24 protein-coding genes and 1 tRNA gene are annotated in these 18,845 nt (G+C 33.1%); 6 read left to right on the top strand and 19 right to left on the bottom strand.

Annotated elements, in window-relative coordinates:
- Positions 1–206: 206 nt before the first annotated feature.
- Positions 207–1,997, bottom strand: a complete 1,791-nt coding sequence (locus BUE22_RS06565; protein WP_073394231.1) for an ABC transporter ATP-binding protein — start codon at positions 1,995–1,997, stop codon at positions 207–209.
- A gap of 263 nt (positions 1,998–2,260) precedes the next feature.
- On the opposite strand from BUE22_RS06565, the gene BUE22_RS06560 reads away from it, so the two are divergent.
- A tRNA-Val gene (locus tag BUE22_RS06560) sits at positions 2,261–2,335 on the top strand.
- A gap of 84 nt (positions 2,336–2,419) precedes the next feature.
- On the opposite strand, the gene BUE22_RS06555 is transcribed toward BUE22_RS06560, so the two are convergent.
- Positions 2,420–2,743 (bottom strand): nuclear transport factor 2 family protein, encoded by a 324-nt coding sequence (locus tag BUE22_RS06555; RefSeq protein WP_073394230.1) that lies wholly within the window; start codon positions 2,741–2,743, stop codon positions 2,420–2,422.
- A 21-nt stretch (positions 2,744–2,764) separates the two neighbouring features.
- A complete protein-coding gene (locus BUE22_RS06550; RefSeq protein ID WP_073394229.1) occupies positions 2,765–3,547 on the bottom strand; it encodes an SDR family oxidoreductase in 783 nt (260 codons plus the stop codon).
- Positions 3,548–3,683: 136 nt separating this feature from the next.
- Between BUE22_RS06550 and BUE22_RS06545 the strand changes: the two genes are divergently transcribed.
- Both BUE22_RS06545 and BUE22_RS06540 read left to right on the top strand, forming a co-directional pair.
- Positions 3,684–4,040 (top strand): winged helix-turn-helix transcriptional regulator, encoded by a 357-nt coding sequence (locus BUE22_RS06545; RefSeq protein ID WP_073394228.1) that lies wholly within the window; start codon positions 3,684–3,686, stop codon positions 4,038–4,040.
- Positions 4,041–4,530: 490 nt separating this feature from the next.
- Entirely contained in the window at positions 4,531–5,700 is a 1,170-nt protein-coding gene (locus BUE22_RS06540) for a PQQ-binding-like beta-propeller repeat protein (protein ID WP_073394227.1), read from the top strand.
- 95 nt (positions 5,701–5,795) lie between these two features.
- Here BUE22_RS06540 and BUE22_RS06535 read toward each other — a convergent pair whose 3' ends face one another.
- The 7 genes from BUE22_RS06535 to BUE22_RS06505 form a co-directional block, all read right to left on the bottom strand.
- A complete protein-coding gene (locus tag BUE22_RS06535; RefSeq protein WP_073394226.1) occupies positions 5,796–6,509 on the bottom strand; it encodes a hypothetical protein in 714 nt (237 codons plus the stop codon).
- A gap of 141 nt (positions 6,510–6,650) precedes the next feature.
- Positions 6,651–7,568 carry a helix-turn-helix domain-containing protein gene (locus BUE22_RS06530; protein WP_073394225.1) on the bottom strand — a complete coding sequence of 306 codons (918 nt, stop codon included), beginning with the start codon at positions 7,566–7,568 and terminating at the stop codon, positions 6,651–6,653.
- A 47-nt stretch (positions 7,569–7,615) separates the two neighbouring features.
- Entirely contained in the window at positions 7,616–8,365 is a 750-nt protein-coding gene (locus BUE22_RS06525) for an SDR family oxidoreductase (protein WP_073394224.1), read from the bottom strand.
- Positions 8,366–8,517: 152 nt separating this feature from the next.
- Positions 8,518–9,609, bottom strand: a complete 1,092-nt coding sequence (locus tag BUE22_RS06520; RefSeq protein ID WP_073394223.1) for an acyltransferase family protein — start codon at positions 9,607–9,609, stop codon at positions 8,518–8,520.
- Positions 9,610–9,819: 210 nt separating this feature from the next.
- Positions 9,820–10,221, bottom strand: a complete 402-nt coding sequence (locus BUE22_RS06515) for a VOC family protein (RefSeq protein WP_073394222.1) — start codon at positions 10,219–10,221, stop codon at positions 9,820–9,822.
- Positions 10,222–10,354: 133 nt separating this feature from the next.
- Complete coding sequence (locus tag BUE22_RS06510) at positions 10,355–11,092, bottom strand: SDR family NAD(P)-dependent oxidoreductase (protein WP_073394221.1); 738 nt, start codon at positions 11,090–11,092, stop codon at positions 10,355–10,357.
- Positions 11,093–11,170: 78 nt separating this feature from the next.
- Entirely contained in the window at positions 11,171–11,740 is a 570-nt protein-coding gene (locus tag BUE22_RS06505; RefSeq protein WP_073394220.1) for a Crp/Fnr family transcriptional regulator, read from the bottom strand.
- A gap of 271 nt (positions 11,741–12,011) precedes the next feature.
- On the opposite strand from BUE22_RS06505, the gene BUE22_RS06500 reads away from it, so the two are divergent.
- On the top strand, positions 12,012–12,446 hold the full coding sequence (locus tag BUE22_RS06500) for a PepSY-like domain-containing protein (protein ID WP_073394219.1): 435 nt from the start codon (positions 12,012–12,014) through the stop codon (positions 12,444–12,446).
- A 45-nt stretch (positions 12,447–12,491) separates the two neighbouring features.
- Here BUE22_RS06500 and BUE22_RS06495 read toward each other — a convergent pair whose 3' ends face one another.
- The 8 genes from BUE22_RS06495 to BUE22_RS06460 form a co-directional block, all read right to left on the bottom strand.
- The gene (locus BUE22_RS06495; RefSeq protein ID WP_207761283.1) at positions 12,492–13,049 is read right to left on the bottom strand and encodes a DUF4256 domain-containing protein; all 558 of its coding nucleotides are present in this window, start codon (positions 13,047–13,049) and stop codon (positions 12,492–12,494) included.
- An 11-nt stretch (positions 13,050–13,060) separates the two neighbouring features.
- A complete protein-coding gene (locus BUE22_RS06490; RefSeq protein WP_073394217.1) occupies positions 13,061–13,519 on the bottom strand; it encodes an SRPBCC family protein in 459 nt (152 codons plus the stop codon).
- Between the two features lie 46 nt (positions 13,520–13,565).
- A complete protein-coding gene (locus tag BUE22_RS06485; protein WP_073394216.1) occupies positions 13,566–14,231 on the bottom strand; it encodes a DNA alkylation repair protein in 666 nt (221 codons plus the stop codon).
- 29 nt (positions 14,232–14,260) lie between these two features.
- The gene (locus BUE22_RS06480) at positions 14,261–14,839 is read right to left on the bottom strand and encodes a YdeI/OmpD-associated family protein (protein ID WP_073394215.1); all 579 of its coding nucleotides are present in this window, start codon (positions 14,837–14,839) and stop codon (positions 14,261–14,263) included.
- A 16-nt stretch (positions 14,840–14,855) separates the two neighbouring features.
- Positions 14,856–15,233: a DoxX family protein gene (locus BUE22_RS06475; RefSeq protein ID WP_073394214.1), complete on the bottom strand. Its 378-nt coding sequence runs from the start codon at positions 15,231–15,233 to the stop codon at positions 14,856–14,858.
- 121 nt (positions 15,234–15,354) lie between these two features.
- Positions 15,355–15,822 (bottom strand): SRPBCC domain-containing protein, encoded by a 468-nt coding sequence (locus tag BUE22_RS06470; RefSeq protein WP_073394213.1) that lies wholly within the window; start codon positions 15,820–15,822, stop codon positions 15,355–15,357.
- 6 nt (positions 15,823–15,828) lie between these two features.
- Entirely contained in the window at positions 15,829–16,152 is a 324-nt protein-coding gene (locus BUE22_RS06465) for an ArsR/SmtB family transcription factor (protein WP_073394212.1), read from the bottom strand.
- A 125-nt stretch (positions 16,153–16,277) separates the two neighbouring features.
- Positions 16,278–16,979 carry a S24 family peptidase gene (locus BUE22_RS06460; RefSeq protein WP_073394211.1) on the bottom strand — a complete coding sequence of 234 codons (702 nt, stop codon included), beginning with the start codon at positions 16,977–16,979 and terminating at the stop codon, positions 16,278–16,280.
- An 87-nt stretch (positions 16,980–17,066) separates the two neighbouring features.
- On the opposite strand from BUE22_RS06460, the gene BUE22_RS06455 reads away from it, so the two are divergent.
- Entirely contained in the window at positions 17,067–17,261 is a 195-nt protein-coding gene (locus BUE22_RS06455) for a hypothetical protein (RefSeq protein ID WP_042566974.1), read from the top strand.
- A 35-nt stretch (positions 17,262–17,296) separates the two neighbouring features.
- Positions 17,297–17,497, top strand: coding sequence for a hypothetical protein (locus tag BUE22_RS06450; protein ID WP_073394210.1), 201 nt, complete (start codon positions 17,297–17,299; stop codon positions 17,495–17,497).
- Between the two features lie 142 nt (positions 17,498–17,639).
- Here BUE22_RS06450 and BUE22_RS06445 read toward each other — a convergent pair whose 3' ends face one another.
- Entirely contained in the window at positions 17,640–18,788 is a 1,149-nt protein-coding gene (locus BUE22_RS06445) for a Gfo/Idh/MocA family protein (RefSeq protein ID WP_073394209.1), read from the bottom strand.
- Positions 18,789–18,845 lie beyond the last annotated feature (57 nt).

Here is an 18,845-nt window from a genome sequence, read left to right as displayed (position 1 = left end):
TTTAGATTTTAGATTTTAGATTTTAGATTTTAGATTTTAGATTTTAGATTTTAGATTTTAGATTTTAGATTTTAGATTTTAGATTTTAGATTTTAGATTTTAGATTTTAGATTTTAGATTTTAGATTTTACAAAAAAAATCCATTTGCTTTGCAAATGGATTTTTTTTGTATTGGAATTTGGAATTTTTAAATTGGAATTTCCTTTTTAAGAATTACTAAACTGAAGATTGCTTAAGTTTTTGTAGATTCCGTTTTCAAGATTTATTAATTCCTGGTGCGTTCCTTCTTCTGTAATTTTTCCGTTATCGAGAACTAAAATTTTATCCGCATTTCTAATAGTCGAAAGGCGATGCGCAATAATAATACTTGTTCTTCCTTCCATTAAAACTTCTAAAGCTTCCTGAACCAGTTTTTCGCTTTCACTGTCTAATGATGACGTCGCTTCGTCCAGAATCAAAATACTAGGGTTTTTAAGCAACGCACGTGCAATTGCAATACGCTGGCGTTGACCGCCTGATAATTTTACGCCGCGTTCTCCCACTAAAGTTTCGAATTTTTCAGGGAAACCTTCCACAAAATTTAAGGCATTGGCTTGTTTTGCGGCCAGCATGATTTCTTCATTTGTTGCATCCGGTTTTCCGTAGGCAATATTTTCTCTGATTGTTCCTCCAAATAAAATTACATCTTGCGGAACAATACTCATATTACCTCTAAGATTCTCTAAATCATAATCGTAGATGTTTTTTCCGTCTACAAGGATTTCTCCCGATGTAATATCGTAAAAGCGAAGTAAAAGAGAAGATATAGTTGATTTTCCGGCTCCACTAGGACCAACGATTGCGATCTTTTGACCAAATTCGGCTTTAAAATTCACCTCCTTCAGCACCTGAACTTCCTTACGGGAAGGATAACTGAAAGCTACATTGTTGAAGCTTACATTTCCTTTTATTTTTTCTAGAGAAGAAGCTTTTGGACTTGCTTTAATATCTTCCGGAGTTTCTTCCAATAATTCAAAAACACGTTCTGTTGCTCCAACCGCTTTTTGAATTTGAGCGTACATTTCGGCGATTCCTCCAAAAGAAGCTCCAATAAAAGTAGTATAGAGAACAAAAGAAATTAAATCTCCAACCCCTTCAACTTCGCCTTTAATCGTAAGGGTAATTCCGTACCAAACAACGGCTACAACACATCCAAAAAGACAAAGAATAATAAACGACGCAAAATAACCACGGTATTGACCGCCTTTAATTGCAATTTTCACTATTTCCTTAATCTTATTTTTATAACGCTGAATTTCGTACCATTCATTGGCAAAAGCTTTTACATTACTGATTCCTTGTAATGTTTCTTCAACAATTACCTGGCTTTCTGCTACTTTATCTTGTGTTTTTTTTCCGTATTTACGAATAAACCTTCCAAAAACTACTGCAGCAACAGCCACAATCGGCACAATAGCCAACATCATTAAGGTTAATTTGGGACTAATATTTCCTAAAATCACAAAACCTCCAATAATTAAGATTAACTGACGCAAAAACTCGGCAATTGTAGTTGTAAAAGTGTCTTGTAACTGAGAAATATCAGCACTGATTCTGCTATTAAGTTCTCCAACACGCTTTTGAGAATAAAAAGACATTGGAAGTTTTACCAGATTCTCATATAATGCAAAACGAATATTGGATAATGAGTTTTCAGTAAAATTTACAAAAAGAGAAATTCTGAAAAAAGAAAAAATAGCTTGCAGAACCAAAATTCCCATAAGGCCAACAGCTATTTCATTAGCTCTGGCAAGATTTTTATTAGTGACGCAATCGACTAACATTCCCATTAATTTTGGAAAGGCGAGGGCAGTAGCGCTGGTTAATAATAAAAAAATCAACCCCAGAAAAAATTTCCATTTGTGATTTTTACCGTATTTAAAAATTTTAAGTGCTTTTTGAATTGAATTAGAGTCTAATTTAGCTTTCGGTAAATCATTTTCTTGAAATCTTGCCATTTGAATACAATTAAGGTATGCAAATGTATGACTCTGGCAAATGAATACAAAAGAATATTATCGATTCCGTTTAAGATTTTGTTTTTTAACTAAATAAATAAGAAAAAGATAAATTCTCTTTACTTATTAAAAAACTGAATAACAGATTGATAAATAGTAATGTGAAAAAATATTTCACTTTTTTTATAAATATGCTTGCAAATACAAATTCTAGCTGTATATTTGCACTCGCAATCACGAAATGATAGCAGCCTAGTAAAATAGGGCGATTAGCTCAGCTGGTTCAGAGCACCTCGTTTACACCGAGGGGGTCGGGGGTTCGAACCCCTCATCGCCCACACAAAGACAAACAAAGCCATTGGATTCCAATGGCTTTGTCGTTTAAATAACTTAACAGTAAACAGTCGCACTCTCTTCTATGTTTAATCTGTTACTTTTAGATACTGAATTTGCCCATCAACAATATCAAAGTGAAATTTTAGCGTGATAGGACTTCCTGGAAATGTTCCTGAACATGTTGCAGTTACGATGCTTGTTGTACCGTTTTCGGTATATTCCAGTGGTTCCATCACTGCTTGGTAGTTCTTGTTTGAGTGATCGATCCAACGCTCTATTTCAAGTCTTCCTTTATGCGTTTTACCTTCGTCAAACACTACGGCAGTTTCTGAAAACAAATTGGCATAAGTCACGGCGTCAAATTCGTTCTGTGCTTTAATCAAGTCTGTTAATACTTTTGGTAAGTTCATTGTTATTATTTTTAAAGATTATTAAATTGTTGGTACAGTACCGCCATCGATTACATATTCAGTTCCTGATAAATAACTGGCTCTCGGAGAGACAAGAAAACCAACCAATTCAGCTACTTCTTCCGGCTCAGCAGGTCTGCCGTATGGTATTCCCCCCAATGCATCCATTACGCCTTGCTGTGCTTCTTCTACAGTGCTATTGGCGTTTCTTGCAATCTCAGCCAACCAAGCTTTCGATGCTCCTGTATTGATCCATCCAGGAGAAACAGTCAGCACCCGAACACCTTTAGGCGAAACTTCATTCGATAAACTTTTACTATAGTTTCTTAAACCTGCTTTTGCAGCAGCATAAGGCAAAGTGGAGTCATACAGTGGCAGTATTCCCTGGATAGAAGCTATATGAATAATAACTCCGTTTTTTCGATTTATCATTTGAGGTAAAAACCCTCTGTCCAGTCGAACCGGAGCAAGCAAATTAGCCTGCAGGGTTGATTCCCAATCTTCATCAGATAATGCAGTAAAGCCACCGGCAGGTGTTGTTGAAGAACCAAGATTGTTCACCAAAATGTCAAGCCTTCCGTAAGCCGACAGAACTTCGCTGACAACTTTTTGTGTTCCTTCTGCTTTACTCAAGTCGGACGGAATGAAATGCAGCTTGCTGTTTTCTTTTTCCGGTGCGTTTCTTGCAGTAATAATAACCGTTGCCCCAGCTTGTAGTAGTCTTTCTGCAATTGCTCTTCCTGCTCCTTTTGTGCCTCCTGTTACTAAGGCAATCTTCCCTGATAATTCATTTTGATAATCCATATTATTTTGTATTTTAAATTTCTATTGTACAAATCTCGGAAGTATGTTACTTCCTCACAAGTACGGAGTTACGATTCATATAGGGATAAATTATTCCCCTATTGTACATATAAGAACATAGGATTACTTTTGTAATATGTATGAAAGAAAAATAATACCTAACTTAAACTGCGGGCTTGACCTAATAGGTGAAGTACTTTACGGCAAATGGAAGATACGTTTGCTTTGGTTTATTAATGAAGGCCATAAAAGGCCAAGTGAATTGCAGCGTAAAATACCAGATGCTTCACGCAGGGTTTTAAATATTCAGCTGAAGGAGTTAGAGGAACATGAACTTGTTTCAAAAATTATTTACCCTGTTGTGCCTCCTAAAGTCGAATATAGTCTGACAGATTTTGGAAAAACACTAATTCCTGTAATTTCAGCTATTGGGAATTGGGGAGAGGAGCATGAAGAACGTTTGCGATCACTTATTTTAAAACGTTTAGGTTAAAATTAAGATGTAGAAAAACTGATATTCATTTTGTTTTACCTCAGTTCACTTTTTCGATCTGCACAGAGCTTATCATTCTTTAGATCAGCAATTTGTGAAGGTTTAAATCTGTGGCAAAAACGTGATCTGCTAATCACTTTAAGCCTTTAAAAAACGTCAGAATTTCAATTAAGTGTTCGATTTCAATCCCTGACACTCCACATAAAGACAAATAACGCCATTGGAAGACAGTGGCGTTTTTTATTTATATCTCTTCCAAACCTCATTAGATTATATTTTTGTTAGCTCAAAAAATATATAAATCCCAAATATTCTTTTACGATCCGTATCACACGTTTAGATCGTAGATTTTTAACTGCAACACACAATTCAAAGGCATATATCTTCTAAAATGCTATAATATTTTTTTTACTACATTTGACAGAGATATTATTTATTTGGCAAATTTATTGCTGAGAAAGAAATCAAATCATAAACGCCAAATTTTAAAATGAAAAAAACACTAATAACTCTTTTATTTGTATTTAGTCTTATAAATATATTTGGGCAAACGCCAACCATCTCAGCGCCTGAAAAACCTAATGATGTGGTTACTAATAAAGTCATAAATCCGATTACAAAAGTTCCATTAGACGAAACATCAATCCTAATTTATGATTACGACGGCTCTCTTATATCATTTGATTTAGAAGCCGAACGCATCAACTGGACTGTAAAAGCTACAGATGCTTATACTGAAATGTGCGCTAATAAAATAACACTGCAAGATGGAGTTGTTTATATTCCGTTTATTAATGGTGAGATTTTTGCAGTGGATAATCAAAGCGGTGATGTTTTTTGGAAATCAAGAATAGGTACTATTACAGATCAGGTTGTACTAAAAAATCAAATTCCAACCATAAATAATGGAAAGCTTTATATAACTGCTCAAAATAATAACATTTATGCTCTTAATATAAAAAATGGCAGTTTAATCTGGAATTACAAGTTAGATTCTCCTAATAATGATATTCCGGTTCTCTTTTTTGACAATAAAATTTTTACGCAAAGCGGAACCAGTTTCTACAGTTTTGATGCAAATACAGGAAAACTTCTTAATCAAAAAACCTTTCAGGAAGCTATTTACGGAAAACCTGTAACAGATGGTGAAAATATATTTATCGCAAACGAAAAAAACACCCTTTTTGCCTTAAGTCCTGATAAACTTGATATTTTGTGGGAGTTTAAATTGGATGAAAACCAACACAGTGTCAAAGAACGTATAGTTTGCAAAGACAAAAAAATATATTTGGCAGCACAAGGTGAGGAAGTGTCTTCTATATATGCTGTTGATTCAAAAACAGGAACGCAGTTATGGAAAACTGATTTTAAAGGTGATAATGTTGAATACATTACTGAGGAAAGTGATAATCTTTGGGGATATACCCGCAAGAAAAAACTTTTTCAGATAGATTTATCAAACGGGGAAATTGCATCCGAAGCAAAATTAACAACCAATCCTATTTCAAACTTTGAATTTCCTGTTGATGATTCCTTGTTTTATTATTCTGATGCAGCCTTAATTCAATTTGACTTAAAAACAAAAGACGAAAATGAAGTTTATCTGCGAACTTCTCTTAAAGATGATCCTTATAGTGCCTATCTAAAAATAATTCGATAACATACAAAGAAGCCGTCCATTAGACGGCTTCTTTTTTTATATTTTGGTTGTTTTCACAGACTTAAGAAACTGTGAATTACAAATTTAGGACAGTATTATTCATCCATATACTCATAACCGGATCCTGTCAAGTATCCTTTTTTGCCATTAGGCAATTCAAATCGCGCATATACACCCACAAAATTACCTAATTCCTTGTATTTTGGAGTGTTATTTATTTCGTAATAGGAATATAAATTGTCTTTCTTGATTTTAGTAATAAGATTAACAATTTTTATTTCACTGTATATTGCTTCTGTTTTTTGAAAAATTCCATAAAGATTATTTTTCTTGAATATAACAGAATTCGCATTCTCATTTTTAATATTTAAAAGTCCATTTGTTTCCGGATAATTCTCGTAAGAAAATACTTTTTCATAATTTATAAAGAAACAATCATCTGCATCATTTTTTGATATTTGACCTATTATGTCCACTGTATCTTCTTGGTTAACCATAGCATTATCAGTCTTTAATATAATTTCAAAGTGATTTAAAGTTTCTTTTACAGAGACTTGATAATTAGGAACTGTGCCACAAGTGAAATCAATATATTTAATTTCATTAACACCTGATTTTAACTCTATAGTGCCTTTATTTATAGAAAAGTAAATTAATTCGTTATTTGAGTTAATCGCCTGATATCCGCCACCTAAGTTTTGCATCCCTCTTAAATCTTGTAATAAAACTTGTCCATTCTTATCTTTTAAAATATATTTTCCTGTTTTTATATATTCGCTAATAATGACATCATTCTCTTTTCTTTCCATTACATGTTTTCTTTGTGAGTAAATAATATTACTGCAATTAAAAAGAAAAGTTATTACTATTACAAAGGTTAGTTTCATCTGGAGTATCGTCTTGTTTTTTGGTGTTTACTTATTTGGTAAAAGTTTTATATTTAAAATATTTCAGTTAAAGGACTGTCTAAATTGTAAAGGAGATTGGTTTGTTTTTATCTTGAAAAGTTTGCTGAATGATTGTGGATGCTCAAAACCCAGTTTGTAGGCAATCTCTGTTACAGACAATGAAGTTGAGCTAAGTAAATCTTTAGATTGCTCGATTAACTTATTTTGAATGTATTGTTGCGTGTTTTGACCTGTGAGCGAGCGCAGCATGTCGCTTAAATAACGAGGCGATAAATTGAGATGATTACTAACAAATTGTACCGATGGCAAACCCTTTTCTAAACTGTTTTCTTTTATAAAATAATCCTGCAAAAGATTATCCAAAGCATTTACAATTTCGTGATTTACTGTTTTTCGGGTAATGAATTGCCGATTGTAAAAACGATTACTGTAATTTAATAATAATTCTATTTGAGAAACCAGAACATCCTGACTGAATTGATCAATACTATTCTCTAATTCGTCTGCTATTGTATTGAATAAATTTCGAATGATTTTCTTTTCTTTTGCAGATAAAAACAATCCTTCTGAAACTGCATACGAAAAAAAGCCATATTGATTTATAGCCGTTCCTAAAGGGTAATTTCTAATAAAATCAGGATGAAAATACAATGAATATCCTTCATAGCTTTCTAAATTTTCTGAAGAAACCACGATTTGATTTGGTTTTAAAAATGCTAAACCTCCTTCTTCAAAATCATAATATCCGTGTCCGTACTTTATTTGTCCTTTAAAATTGGTTTTGAATGAAATTTTATAAAAATCAAGACAAATCTTTTGATTTTTTTCAAACGAACTCAATACTACATCATCATAATTGACCAGAGCAACAAGAGGGTGCATTGGTCCCGGCAGTTGAAGATAAGACAGCAACTGAGAGATACTTTTAAAAGTTTGTATGTTTGAATTATCTTGTTTCATCTTAAAAAATAAATTTACAATAATACTTTAATATACACTAGCGAAAGCTAATTTTGTACCGAAGGACGAATAACAATATCTCCAATTTCAACATCCAAAGGCTGTTCAATAGCGTATAAAACAGCATTTGCAATCGCATCGGGGCTAATTGCCATTTTTTTCATGTTTTCTTTTATTACAGATTTCATTGTGTCGTTTTTAATATTATCTACAAATTCTGTATTCACGACTCCGGGAGAAATTCCGGTAATGCGTATTTCTCCATTCGACTCTTGTCTAAATGCTTCTGCAATAGTGCGTATTGCATTTTTAGTTCCTGCATAAACACCTTGCATTGGTACAATTTTTATTCCCGAAGTGGAAATTATATTGATTATGTGTCCGGATTTTTGCTGTTTAAAAAACGGAATAGCAGCGGCAATTCCATATAAAACACCTTTAATATTTACATCAATCATTTCATCCCAGCCTTCAATATCCAAATCATCAATTCGGCTAAGTTCGCTAATACCGGCATTATTTATTATTACATCCAATTTACCATAGGCAGTGATTGCGGTTTGAACCAGATTAATCAAATCCTCTTTTTTCTTAACATCAGTTACAGCATATTCTACTTTTCCATTTGTCATTTTTATTTGATTTGCCAATGCTGAAAGCTTTTCATTTCTGCGGGCGCCCAATACAACATTAGCACCATTTTCTGCAAGTTTCAATGCAATCGCTTTACCAATTCCGCTGCTTGCTCCGGTAATAACAACAACTTTTCCGCTCAGTTTTTTTTCTGTAGTATTCATTTTTTTCTCTTTTTATAATGAATTACAAAAGTCGGTTGCCGTTTTTTGTCTTCTGTAGTTAGATTGGAGAATCTTGTAGTTGAATTGGTAAGAAACAAAAAAACTCCACTATTTCTAATGGAGTTTTTCGCAAAATATATTTTTTAAATGCTTTAAGCTTTTCGTTTTACAAATTTTTCGTTTAAATATTTTCGTACGGGAATATCATAAATTGTCATTACCAAATAAGCAAATCCAACCAACAAAATAAGTCCGGAAATAACTATTAGTGTAAGTTGCGTATTGTCAGGTTTATAATTTGTGTAATAATTGCCAAACATCCATAAAGCGGCGTAATGTGTCATGTACAAAGGGTAGGAGATATTTCCTGAAAATACACACACCTTTTTAAATTTAGGCAATAATGTTGCTCCTGCACCCAAAGCTATCAGTAAAGGAAAGTAAAACAGAACAACTATAGTCTCAGATAACCAGTTCCAGTTTGAAAATGGAATTATAAAAGCCACCAATAATAATATTGACAAACCCGTAAATCCCAATTTGTTTTTGATGATCCAATTAGAACGATATATAAGCAATCCCGCTAAAAAAGAATAAGATATCCTGGCACAGCCGTCCCAAAAAGTGGGGCCGCTCCAGCCGCCTAACAAATTACCGGAACTATAACTTACATAACAAATGGCAATAGCAGCTATTATTGTTAGCAACAGCAAATAATTACGACTTATTCGATAAAGCACAAATGCGTAAACAATATTGGCAATATATTCCCAAAATAATGACCATGCAGGCGCATTAAAACTAAAAAGATTAAAACCACGATCGGCTATTATCGGTAATGGAATCATGAATAATGAGCAAAGAAATGTCAAAATAATTTTTCCGTTGCTGTACAATTCAGGATGACCTCCAAACGGATCAAACAAAAAAGCCAGCAATCCTAAAATTGATCCTGCTACAACCAACGGATGCAGTCTGATTATTCTTGAAATAAAGAACTTACGAAGTCCCATTTTTGCTATACGATCGTCATAAGCATATCCAATTACAAAACCGGAAAGACAAAAGAAAAAATCCACAGCCAGAAAACCATGTCCGATAAAGTTTTTACTGGGATCAGTGTAAATCCATTCCATAAAATGAAATAGTACAACAGCAAAAGCGGCAATACCTCTTAATCCGTCAAGAATTTCAAAATGTTGTTTTGTTGGCAGAATTGCTGCGGAAGTATTGTTGGAATTCATTCTTTTATATATCCTTTCAGATTAAGTGAAATAAGGCAATAGTGCCTTATTTGAAGCCATCGCAAATTATATAAATTAATAATCATATCAAAATTCGAATAGATAATTCAATTAAATGTATGATTTCCAATTCTAAAAAAAGTCATTAAAAAGCTGGTTTAAAGAATAAAAAAGCTCCATTATTTCTAATGGAGCTTCAATTTTTGTGATTTAAGGTTCCCAAAGCTCTATTTTGTTGCCTTCGGCGTCCATAATATGAACAAATTTTCCGTAATCATAACTTGCAATATCATCCAAAACAGTGACACCATTTTGTTTAAGTTTAGCAACAAGACCTTCAATATTCTGAACACGGTAATTGATCATAAATTCTTTTTTTGATGGAGAAAAATACGCATCATCTTTTTTGAAAGGGCTCCATTGCAGAGAATCTATCACTTCAGGATTATTAAAATTTCTGGATTCAAAGGTCGAACCCCAATCATTAACGTCAAGTCCCAAATTTTGTGCATACCATTCTCTGGTTTCTTTTGGATTTTCTGTAAAAAAGAAAATACCTCCAATTCCGGTTACTTTTGGCGTAGTGTCTGTTTGATTATTTTTATCTTCCATATTTATCTGATTTTATATTCAATTGAAAATGTAAAACTTATAAAACATAAAATTAATTCGCAGACATCAGCCCACAAAAAAACTCCATTAAAAATAATGAAGTTTTTCTTATTTAAAACAATAGAGCTATTTTTTACCACGGACTCATTTCTGAACTATCCTCAATATCATTGCTGAAAAATTTCCCTGTTGGCGCATTTTCATCTGTCAAAGTGTGTTTGATGATAAAAGTTGCTGCACTTTCTACAGTTCCGGGACCAGAATGATGGTTAAAATCTGTGGCCGTATAACCCGGATCAATTGCATTAACTTTAAACGGCAAATCCTTTAGTTCGTAAGCCAATGTAATCGTGTAAGCGTTTAAAGCGGCTTTTGAAGTAATATAACTTGTGGCTTTAAAATTGTAATATTTCCAATTAGGGTCACTGTGTAAAGTCAAAGATCCAAGCCCTGAAGTGATGTTGCTGATTCTTGGGCTTTCTGATTTCTTCAGCAATTCTAAAAATGCCTGCGTAACACTTATTACTCCAAAAAAGTTGGTATCAAAAACATTCTGAATATCATTTATAGAAGTATCTAAAGCACTTTGAGGAAATTCACCGCTAATTCCGGCATTGTTTATCAAAATATCCAGTTTTCCTTTCTCGTTTTCAACTATTTTTTGAGCTGCTAAAACCGATTCCGGTTTTGTAACATCAATTTCGATGGCTTTGATGTTCTCAAATCCGTTTTGATTTAATTCGGCTACAACTGCTTTCCCTTTTGCCAGATCGCGAGATCCTAAATAAACAAATAATCCTTTTTTTGAAAGTTGTTTGGTCATTTCTAATCCGATGCTTCTATTGGCTCCTGTAATTAATGCTGTTTTCATTTTTCTTATTTTAAAATTAATAAGGCAAATTTCAATCGTTTAAAAATAGAATCATTTGCCAAATGGCAAAAAGCAAATTTAACGTATGTTTTTTCTAATTCGGCTTAAAGAAGATTGCGTAATTCCAAGATACGAAGCAACATACGAAAGCGGAACACGATTTACGATATTGGGATAAATTTCTAAAAACATTAAATAACGCGTTGTAGCATCTTCAGAAATTAGGGGACTTCGTCTTTCTACTTTTTGTCGCAATGCTTTCGAAATAAGTTTGTGTACAATCGCATCCCAGCCAACAATAGTATCCGAAAGTTCTCTCCAGTCCTTTCTCGAAAAGACAAGAATTTTGCAATCATTTACAGCCTGAACGTAGGCTGATGAAGGAGTTTCGGTTTCAAAACTTTCTAAATCGACTACAAGATTATTCTCGTCAATAAAATATTTGGTAATTTCTTCGCCTTTGTTATTGTAATAACAAACCCGAACAATTCCATCTAAAACAAAACCAACCTGATTGGAAACTTTTCCGGCTTCAGAAAAATAGTCGTCTTTTTGAAGTTCTAATGTTGTGATTTTCTTTAAAATTAAATCAATTTGCTGTTGATTTAATGTGCCAAACTGCAATATGTAATCTATAAATTCTTTCATACTGCAAGATAATCAAAGTTATTTTTTCAGGATTTGTCATTTGGCAAAAAATAAAAGCTTTCAATCCTGCAAGGTTTTCAAAACCTTGTAGGTATAATTTTAGACCTGCAAAATAATTTGATAGAAATTCAAATACCTACAAGGTTTTGAAAACCTTGCAGGAAATCGGAATAAATAATTTATTTTAAAAATCTAAAAATTTCTTAAAGTAATTTGAATGCATTTTTACTTATTGTAAATTAGTGATTATTATAACTTTAATACACAAATCATGAAAAATAAAATCATACTGACCGCATTATTATTTGGATTTATAATATCGGCAAACGCCCAAAAGAAAATAGAAGTTTCTGAACTGCCACAACCGGCACAAGAGTTTTTAAAAAAGCATTTTAGCAATACAACTGTTGATATCGCTAAAAAAGATGCTGAACACGGCGAAAAAGGCTATGAAGTAAAACTAAAAGACGGAACAGAGGTAGAGTTCTGGAAAGATGGTTCATATCGTGAAGTTGATGGAGACGATAAACCAATTCCAACTGATTTTATTCCGCAAGCTGTAAAAGATTATGTGGCAAAAAATCATCCAAACGAAAAAATTACGCACATCGATTACGGTCATAAAGATCTGGATGTCGATTTAACCAATAAAATTGATTTGGAATTTACGAAAGAAGGTAAAATTCTAAAGGATAAAAAAGATTAGATCATTATAAAAACGGCTTCATTAAACATGAAGCCGTTTTGTTTTTTAAACTCTCAAAGAGCCACGAAATCCTCTGGCTGCATAATACGATTCTGCACCGTTATGATACACAAAGACAGTATCATAACGAAAATCTGAAAATAAAGCCCCACCAAGCTTTCTAATATTTGAAGGCGTAACAATCCAGCTTGATGTTTTAGTATCGAACTTACCTAATTTTTGCAGTTCGCGATATTGTTCTTCGGTCAAAAGTTCTATTCCCATGTTTTCAGCCATATTTAATGCGCTGTCGTTGGGCTTGTTTTCTTTTCTTTTTTCGAGAGCTTCATGATCGTAACAAAAGCTTCTGCGGCCTTTGGGACTTTCTGCTGAACAATCATAAAAAATGTATTCATCTAATTTTTTATCATACCCCACAACATCCGGTTCACCTTCAGTTCTTTCCATTTCGTCAAGTGACCACAATTTTTCAGGATTTGCTTCTAATTTTAATTGAATTTTATCCCAAACCAGATCTTGATGACGGTTCATATTATCTTCAAAACGTTTTTTTAGCACTTTAAGTAATTCTTCAGATGCTGATTCTGATAGTTTGTTTTTCATGATGTTATATTTCATTTATTAAGCATTTCTGCTAAATATTTTTCCAGTTTTTCCAAATTTTGTTTTTGTCCTTCATCAGCTTTATGGGCTTTTACGATGATGTTATACATTTCTTCAGAATCAAACAAAAGCGACCAGTCTAGTAAGGTTTCTTTGCCTTTAGATTCAAATAAAACGGTTGTGATAAAATGCGGATTGAAATGCTCAAAAACGATTTTCTTAAACGGAATAATTTCTTTAAAAATACTTCTGTTTGGGTAATTAGTACCGTCCGGACCATGCATGGTTAAATTCCATTCGCCATTTTCTTCAAAATCCATTTTATGAATCGTATTGGTAAAACCATTTGGTCCCCACCAATTTGTTATATGTTCAGGATTTGTCCAGACTTCCCAAACTATATCTGCCGGAGCATTAAATATTTTTGTACTTCGGAGTTCTTTATTTTCTGCATGATTCGTTTTTTCCATTTTACTTTTCCTTAAAAGTTATGATAAATAGGCGAGTAGACGATTTTTATTTTTGTCTGCTCACCATTTCGTTTATCCAAATAGGTGCAAAAGGCGAAGTACAACCTTTTGAAACAGGATAATCTCTATAAATACCTAATTTTTCGCCAATGCTAAGTGCGCGTTCCCGATATTGAGGATGGTTGATTCCTATATTTGCCAAAGTATTATTCATCGTCCATTGTACTTCGGGAGCCGCTTTTGGCATTTCAGATTCTATGCGGTCGAGAAGGGCAGGCAAGTCCAGAATATCAGGGTTTCTAACCACAGCTCCACTTGTAAGACTCCAGCCTGCACGGGCTTGCATGATATCTTTAGTCTGCATCCATTCGATTCTTAAAGCTTCATTATCCGGATATGGTTTTATAACATTCGTATAGAGCCAATCGGCAACATGTGGGAATTTTTCAGATTTTACCAATCTGTTTATCTCTTCTTTTGTTATTTTTTTTGGATCAATAAGCAAAGTTGCCAAAAATCGGGCATCAACATTTTCAGTATCCCAAAGTTCAAGTGCAAGTTCATGATTGGTTTTTATTTTTTTTGCCAATGCTCGAATATCACCCATTTTAACACCAAACTGATTATCGCCGGCACCAAACTTTTTATTATGAGCAATCATTTTTTCGTTGCTCAGCATTTTAAGCTGCTCAAGTATTTCCTGAATTTTCATATTCTTTTTTTGATTAAAAGTAAGAAATATTAATCATTTAATCCTTTTCCTTCAAAAATTGCAGGTATGTATTTTTCTACTCTTGATTCTCTGGTTTTTGCTTGTTTAGGTTGCGAAAAATGAAGTAAATAAGCTCTTTGCCTGCCGGGAGTTAAAGCTTCAAAAGCTTTTTTTAAGTCTGGGTTTTCATCTAATTTCTGCTGAAATTCGTCAGAAACCGGAAATTCTGCTGTCTTTTTCAAATTCACTTTCAAACCTGCTTTTTCAATTTCAACAGCTTCAAAAATGTAAGTTTTAAGAACTGATTTTAAATCTATTATTTCCTGAAGATTTGTAAACCTGATTTGGCGTGCTGCCTGAACATTTGCAGATTGCTGAATTAAAATATCTTCTGTATCCTTCAATAACGCCCCTTTAAAAAACAAAAGCGCACAATATTCTTTAAAGGAATGAATTAAAACGATATTACTTTTTTGATGCATATAACAGGGAACGCCCCATTTCAATTCTTCTGCAAGACCGCATTCAAGAACAATTTCTCTTAATTGTTCCTGTTCTTTTAGCCATTTTTTTTCCTTATCAAAATAAAAATCAACTTTAGGATTCATTTTAACTGTTTTTAAATTAAGCTGAAATAACTTTTCTGTCTGCAGGTCTGAAATACCAGGATATTATTGTCAAAACAATTAATAATGTTGGTCCAAAAAGCGCAATAGCATCATCGCCTACAGATAAATGAGAAAAAATAGCACCCGACATTGCAAAAAAGAAACCTGCATAAGTCCATTCTTTCAATAACGGAAATTTAGGAATTAGAATTGCAATAACACCCAAAATTTTCCACACACCAAGAAGCGTCAAAAAATAAAGCGGATAACCCAAATGTGTCATCATATCAACTTCCTCTTTTAATTTTATTATCTGTACAATTCCCGTTGATGTCATTCCCAGAGCAAGCCAAATTGTTGCAATCCAATAGATAATTTTATTTCTTTTTGTCATAATATTTTATTTTAATCGGTTAAGTTTACTGTTTTAAACATCAAAATTTACAAATGTGAATGGAGGTTTTAAATTAGCTTAAAAAATAATTTAAAACTTTAAATATCAAATGTTTACTATATTATTTTAATTTATTCACCACTTCCTGCAAACGGTTATGTGCCATATTTAATCCTTGTGCAAATGGTAATTTCAACATTTGATTTCTCAATTCTATACTTTTGTAAACAATTTGCATAGTAAGTTTACTAGTTTGTTCTGTAATTTTTTCGAATTCCAAAAATTCAAGCTGAACTGCAAAAGGAGAGTTTTCCATTTCAAAAGTTCTAATAATTCTTTCGTTGACAGTAAACTCATGAATGGTTCCATTTGCTTTAAAAACCACATTTCCGTTGGGATCAGAAGTTTCAAACTGATAACCGCCATGTTTTTTATTTTCCAGTTTAATCACTTTTGTTCCCATCCATTGCGCTACAATTTCCGGTTCTTCATACGCTTTAAAAAGCAATTCTAATGGCAAATCAAATTCTCTGGTAATTACCAACTCCTGTTTGTCTTCTACTGCTGCAATTTTTGTTTTTTGTTCCATATTATGCTACTTTTTAGGTTGGTAGTTTTTCATGATAGCTTCGAGTTTATTAAATCGGTCGTCCCACATTTTGCGGAATGGTTCAATAAATTGGTCTATTTCTTTCATTTTTTCAGGATTTAGATGATAATAAATTTCCCGTCCAGCCTGAGTCTGGCTTAACAATTCGCATTCACTTAATATCTGAATGTGTTTTGAAATCGTTTGTCTTGACGATTCAAAGTTCTCGGCAATAGCGCCCGGCGTCATCGCTTGCATGGCGACCAGACTTAATATTGCCCTACGTGTGGGATCGGCAATTGCCTGAAATACATCTCTTCGGATTTCCATTATGCAGTTATTTGACTGCAAATATAATGCAGTTATTTGACTGCGCAAAATATTTCAGTTAAAATGTTTAAAAAATTATTTAAACTCGTTTATTTAAGCGTATGAAAACTAGATATTTAAATAAATCAATAGACCTCATTTATTCTAATACTGGCTTTTACCAATGCCAGGCCTTTAATAGCATTAATGTTGAAATCTTTTGGCTGATGATGCTTATTTTCTGAAGAAAGGGTAATGAATTCATCTCCTTTTTCAGATTTATGAATCCATTTTAGCATTATAAATTCATCCTGATCATCATTTATTAAAGAAACAAGATACATTTCGCCCCAATAAATGTTTTCGATTGTGGCTGCAATTTTTTTATACAAAATTATATCGCCCGATTTTAGAAGGGGATACATGCTGTCGCTGCTGGCATAAATTGCGCCATCGCATTTCGGCAGGTTCGGAATTGTTATATGGCCAAGTGGTGTTTCTTTATTAGTGTCTTTAAATAATGCTTCGGCAGATGATAACGTTTTTATATCATAAAGAGGTAGAAGCTGTTTATTGTATTCTGCAGGTTCTTCACTTACAAAATTTATATCAGAATTTGTTTCATAAGGTATGTTTTTGAGCATAGTTTCCTGCCCCGAAAGTAGCCAAACAGGGTTAATATCTCGACAATTGTCTATTATTTTATTCAGAACATCTTCGCCCAAAGTGCCTTTACGTTTTAATTGCGTCCCTAAATAACCATTAGAGAGTCCGCAATCTTTTTCAAATCTGGTTGGTTTAACACCTTTATATTCAAGGTATTGATAAAATCTTTCAATGGCTTTCATAAAAATATAGGAAATAGTTTACTTTTTTATTTGCTTTAATAAACAATTGTCTATATATTTGTTCTTACAACGGGAACAAACAAAGCAATGGACAAAGAAACGAAAAAGAAAAATACTTACAATAAAGAAATCCTTAATCGTATCAAAGAAAAATATGGTATATCAAAAAGATTTATCACAATGAGTCTTTCAGGCGACCGAAAAAGTGAAATGACTGATAAAATTAGAAAAGATTATAAAAAAATGGAAATTGCTATTACAGAGCTTTTAAAAACAATGTAATTCTATTATAAGCCAAAACTATAAATCGCAGTAAAATGATTGTTGAAATAAAAGAAATAGAACATCAGGAAAAATACGAGATTAACGAAAAACTAGTCTATAAAGATCAATTCGGTAATTGGCAATGTCAATGCGAACTTTCAAGAACAGAAAAAGAAGCTTTTAAAAAGTTTGCAAAATCATGGGAAGATAATAATAGGGAAGGGTTTAATGGTGAAGCTCATAATTTCCATTAATTTTTAGTTGGTTCATTTTTGTCTGAATGGGTATTTTCCTTATTTATTTTTATTTATGCCCATTCTTTAACCTCCAGAACTGATTACTCTGGAGGTTATTTATTTTTAGCTACAATTATTTCTTTATTATTCTATTTCCGAATTATAAAAATATTTTCTTTCCTTCCTGGGCAGCTTTATATATCGCATTAATGACTTTGATGTCTTTTTTGCCTTCTTCGCCCGTAATATGATCCGGTAATTTTTTATTTTCTGCTAATACCTTACAGATTCCATCCAACTGGTTTTTTTGTTGGTTTATTACAGGAAATTTTAATTCTTTTTCTGAAGTTCTCCCTACAAACGGGCCATAACTAAGCGCAGGACTCATTTCGAAGAAACCTTCATCTGCAGAAGCGTAAAATCTGTCTACATAAAAACCACAGGAAGTATTACAATTGGCAACCGCGCCACTCGGAAATTCCATTTGCCAGCTGATACTTTCTTCAGTTTCAGAAAATCTGTCTTTATCATTTACAGTTCCAAATTGGGCTGTTACAGCAATTGGTTCTTCGCCCAGAACATAACGCGCACTTTGAATACAGTAAATTCCCAAATCCATCAATGGGCCGCCGCCAAGTGCTTTCGTCAATCGCCATTCGTTGCGGTCTTTTTTATCTACTTTGGCCTTACTAGTTGTATCGTAAGTTTTATAACCCAGAGAAGCTTCAATAAAACGAACTTGTCCGAATACTTTATTTTGTCCTAATCGTTTAATTTCTAAATGATAAGGCTCATAATGCAAACGATAACCCATTGCAAGCTGAACATTTGCATCATTACAGGCTTTGATCATTTCGTCGCAATCTTTTACCGTCACCGCCATTGGCTTTTCGGTAATTACATGTTTACCGGCTTTTGCAGCACGAATAACAAATTCTTTATGCAGGCCATTTGGTAACACAACATACACCAAATCAATATCTTTGTTATTAATTATTTCATCAAAATTTTGATAGTTGTAAATGTTCTTTTCAGGAATATTATATTGTTTTTTCCATTTTTCAGCTTTAGAAGGCGTTCCGGTAACAATTCCTGCAAGAGTGCAATATTCAGAAACCTGAATTCCCTGAGCCAGCAAACCAGCGTAATTTCCTAACCCGCAAAGGGCTATGTTGATTTTTTTGCCGGTATAAATTTCCTGCTGATTTTCAGGCAATTCTAAAAAGGAGGGAAGCGTAGTCAATACTACCGAAGCGCCAACGCCAACGCCAAATTTATTCACAAAAGAACGTCTTGATATTTTTTCCATAAAGATTACTATTTTAGTGATACATTTTAGTATTAGTAACTAATTTCATAAAATGTT

It is taken from the genome of Flavobacterium pectinovorum, assembly GCF_900142715.1.
Lineage (GTDB): Bacteria > Bacteroidota > Bacteroidia > Flavobacteriales > Flavobacteriaceae > Flavobacterium > Flavobacterium pectinovorum.
This window is presented reverse-complemented; position numbering and strand designations above follow the sequence as displayed.

Bases quoted from the DNA above. Each gene is read 5' to 3' on its own strand.
- BUE22_RS06565 (WP_073394231.1), bottom strand. From the start codon at position 1,997: ATGGCAAGATTTCAAGAAAATGATTTACCGAAAGCTAAATTAGACTCT.
- BUE22_RS06555 (WP_073394230.1), bottom strand. From the start codon at position 2,743: ATGAACTTACCAAAAGTATTAACAGACTTGATTAAAGCACAGAACGAA.
- BUE22_RS06550 (WP_073394229.1), bottom strand. From the start codon at position 3,547: ATGGATTATCAAAATGAATTATCAGGGAAGATTGCCTTAGTAACAGGA.
- BUE22_RS06545 (WP_073394228.1), top strand. From the start codon at position 3,684: ATGTATGAAAGAAAAATAATACCTAACTTAAACTGCGGGCTTGACCTA.
- BUE22_RS06540 (WP_073394227.1), top strand. From the start codon at position 4,531: ATGAAAAAAACACTAATAACTCTTTTATTTGTATTTAGTCTTATAAAT.
- BUE22_RS06535 (WP_073394226.1), bottom strand. From the start codon at position 6,509: ATGGAAAGAAAAGAGAATGATGTCATTATTAGCGAATATATAAAAACA.
- BUE22_RS06530 (WP_073394225.1), bottom strand. From the start codon at position 7,568: ATGAAACAAGATAATTCAAACATACAAACTTTTAAAAGTATCTCTCAG.
- BUE22_RS06525 (WP_073394224.1), bottom strand. From the start codon at position 8,365: ATGAATACTACAGAAAAAAAACTGAGCGGAAAAGTTGTTGTTATTACC.
- BUE22_RS06520 (WP_073394223.1), bottom strand. From the start codon at position 9,609: ATGAATTCCAACAATACTTCCGCAGCAATTCTGCCAACAAAACAACAT.
- BUE22_RS06515 (WP_073394222.1), bottom strand. From the start codon at position 10,221: ATGGAAGATAAAAATAATCAAACAGACACTACGCCAAAAGTAACCGGA.
- BUE22_RS06510 (WP_073394221.1), bottom strand. From the start codon at position 11,092: ATGAAAACAGCATTAATTACAGGAGCCAATAGAAGCATCGGATTAGAA.
- BUE22_RS06505 (WP_073394220.1), bottom strand. From the start codon at position 11,740: ATGAAAGAATTTATAGATTACATATTGCAGTTTGGCACATTAAATCAA.
- BUE22_RS06500 (WP_073394219.1), top strand. From the start codon at position 12,012: ATGAAAAATAAAATCATACTGACCGCATTATTATTTGGATTTATAATA.
- BUE22_RS06495 (WP_207761283.1), bottom strand. From the start codon at position 13,049: ATGAAAAACAAACTATCAGAATCAGCATCTGAAGAATTACTTAAAGTG.
- BUE22_RS06490 (WP_073394217.1), bottom strand. From the start codon at position 13,519: ATGGAAAAAACGAATCATGCAGAAAATAAAGAACTCCGAAGTACAAAA.
- BUE22_RS06485 (WP_073394216.1), bottom strand. From the start codon at position 14,231: ATGAAAATTCAGGAAATACTTGAGCAGCTTAAAATGCTGAGCAACGAA.
- BUE22_RS06480 (WP_073394215.1), bottom strand. From the start codon at position 14,839: ATGAATCCTAAAGTTGATTTTTATTTTGATAAGGAAAAAAAATGGCTA.
- BUE22_RS06475 (WP_073394214.1), bottom strand. From the start codon at position 15,233: ATGACAAAAAGAAATAAAATTATCTATTGGATTGCAACAATTTGGCTT.
- BUE22_RS06470 (WP_073394213.1), bottom strand. From the start codon at position 15,822: ATGGAACAAAAAACAAAAATTGCAGCAGTAGAAGACAAACAGGAGTTG.
- BUE22_RS06465 (WP_073394212.1), bottom strand. From the start codon at position 16,152: ATGGAAATCCGAAGAGATGTATTTCAGGCAATTGCCGATCCCACACGT.
- BUE22_RS06460 (WP_073394211.1), bottom strand. From the start codon at position 16,979: ATGAAAGCCATTGAAAGATTTTATCAATACCTTGAATATAAAGGTGTT.
- BUE22_RS06455 (WP_042566974.1), top strand. From the start codon at position 17,067: ATGGACAAAGAAACGAAAAAGAAAAATACTTACAATAAAGAAATCCTT.
- BUE22_RS06450 (WP_073394210.1), top strand. From the start codon at position 17,297: ATGATTGTTGAAATAAAAGAAATAGAACATCAGGAAAAATACGAGATT.
- BUE22_RS06445 (WP_073394209.1), bottom strand. From the start codon at position 18,788: ATGGAAAAAATATCAAGACGTTCTTTTGTGAATAAATTTGGCGTTGGC.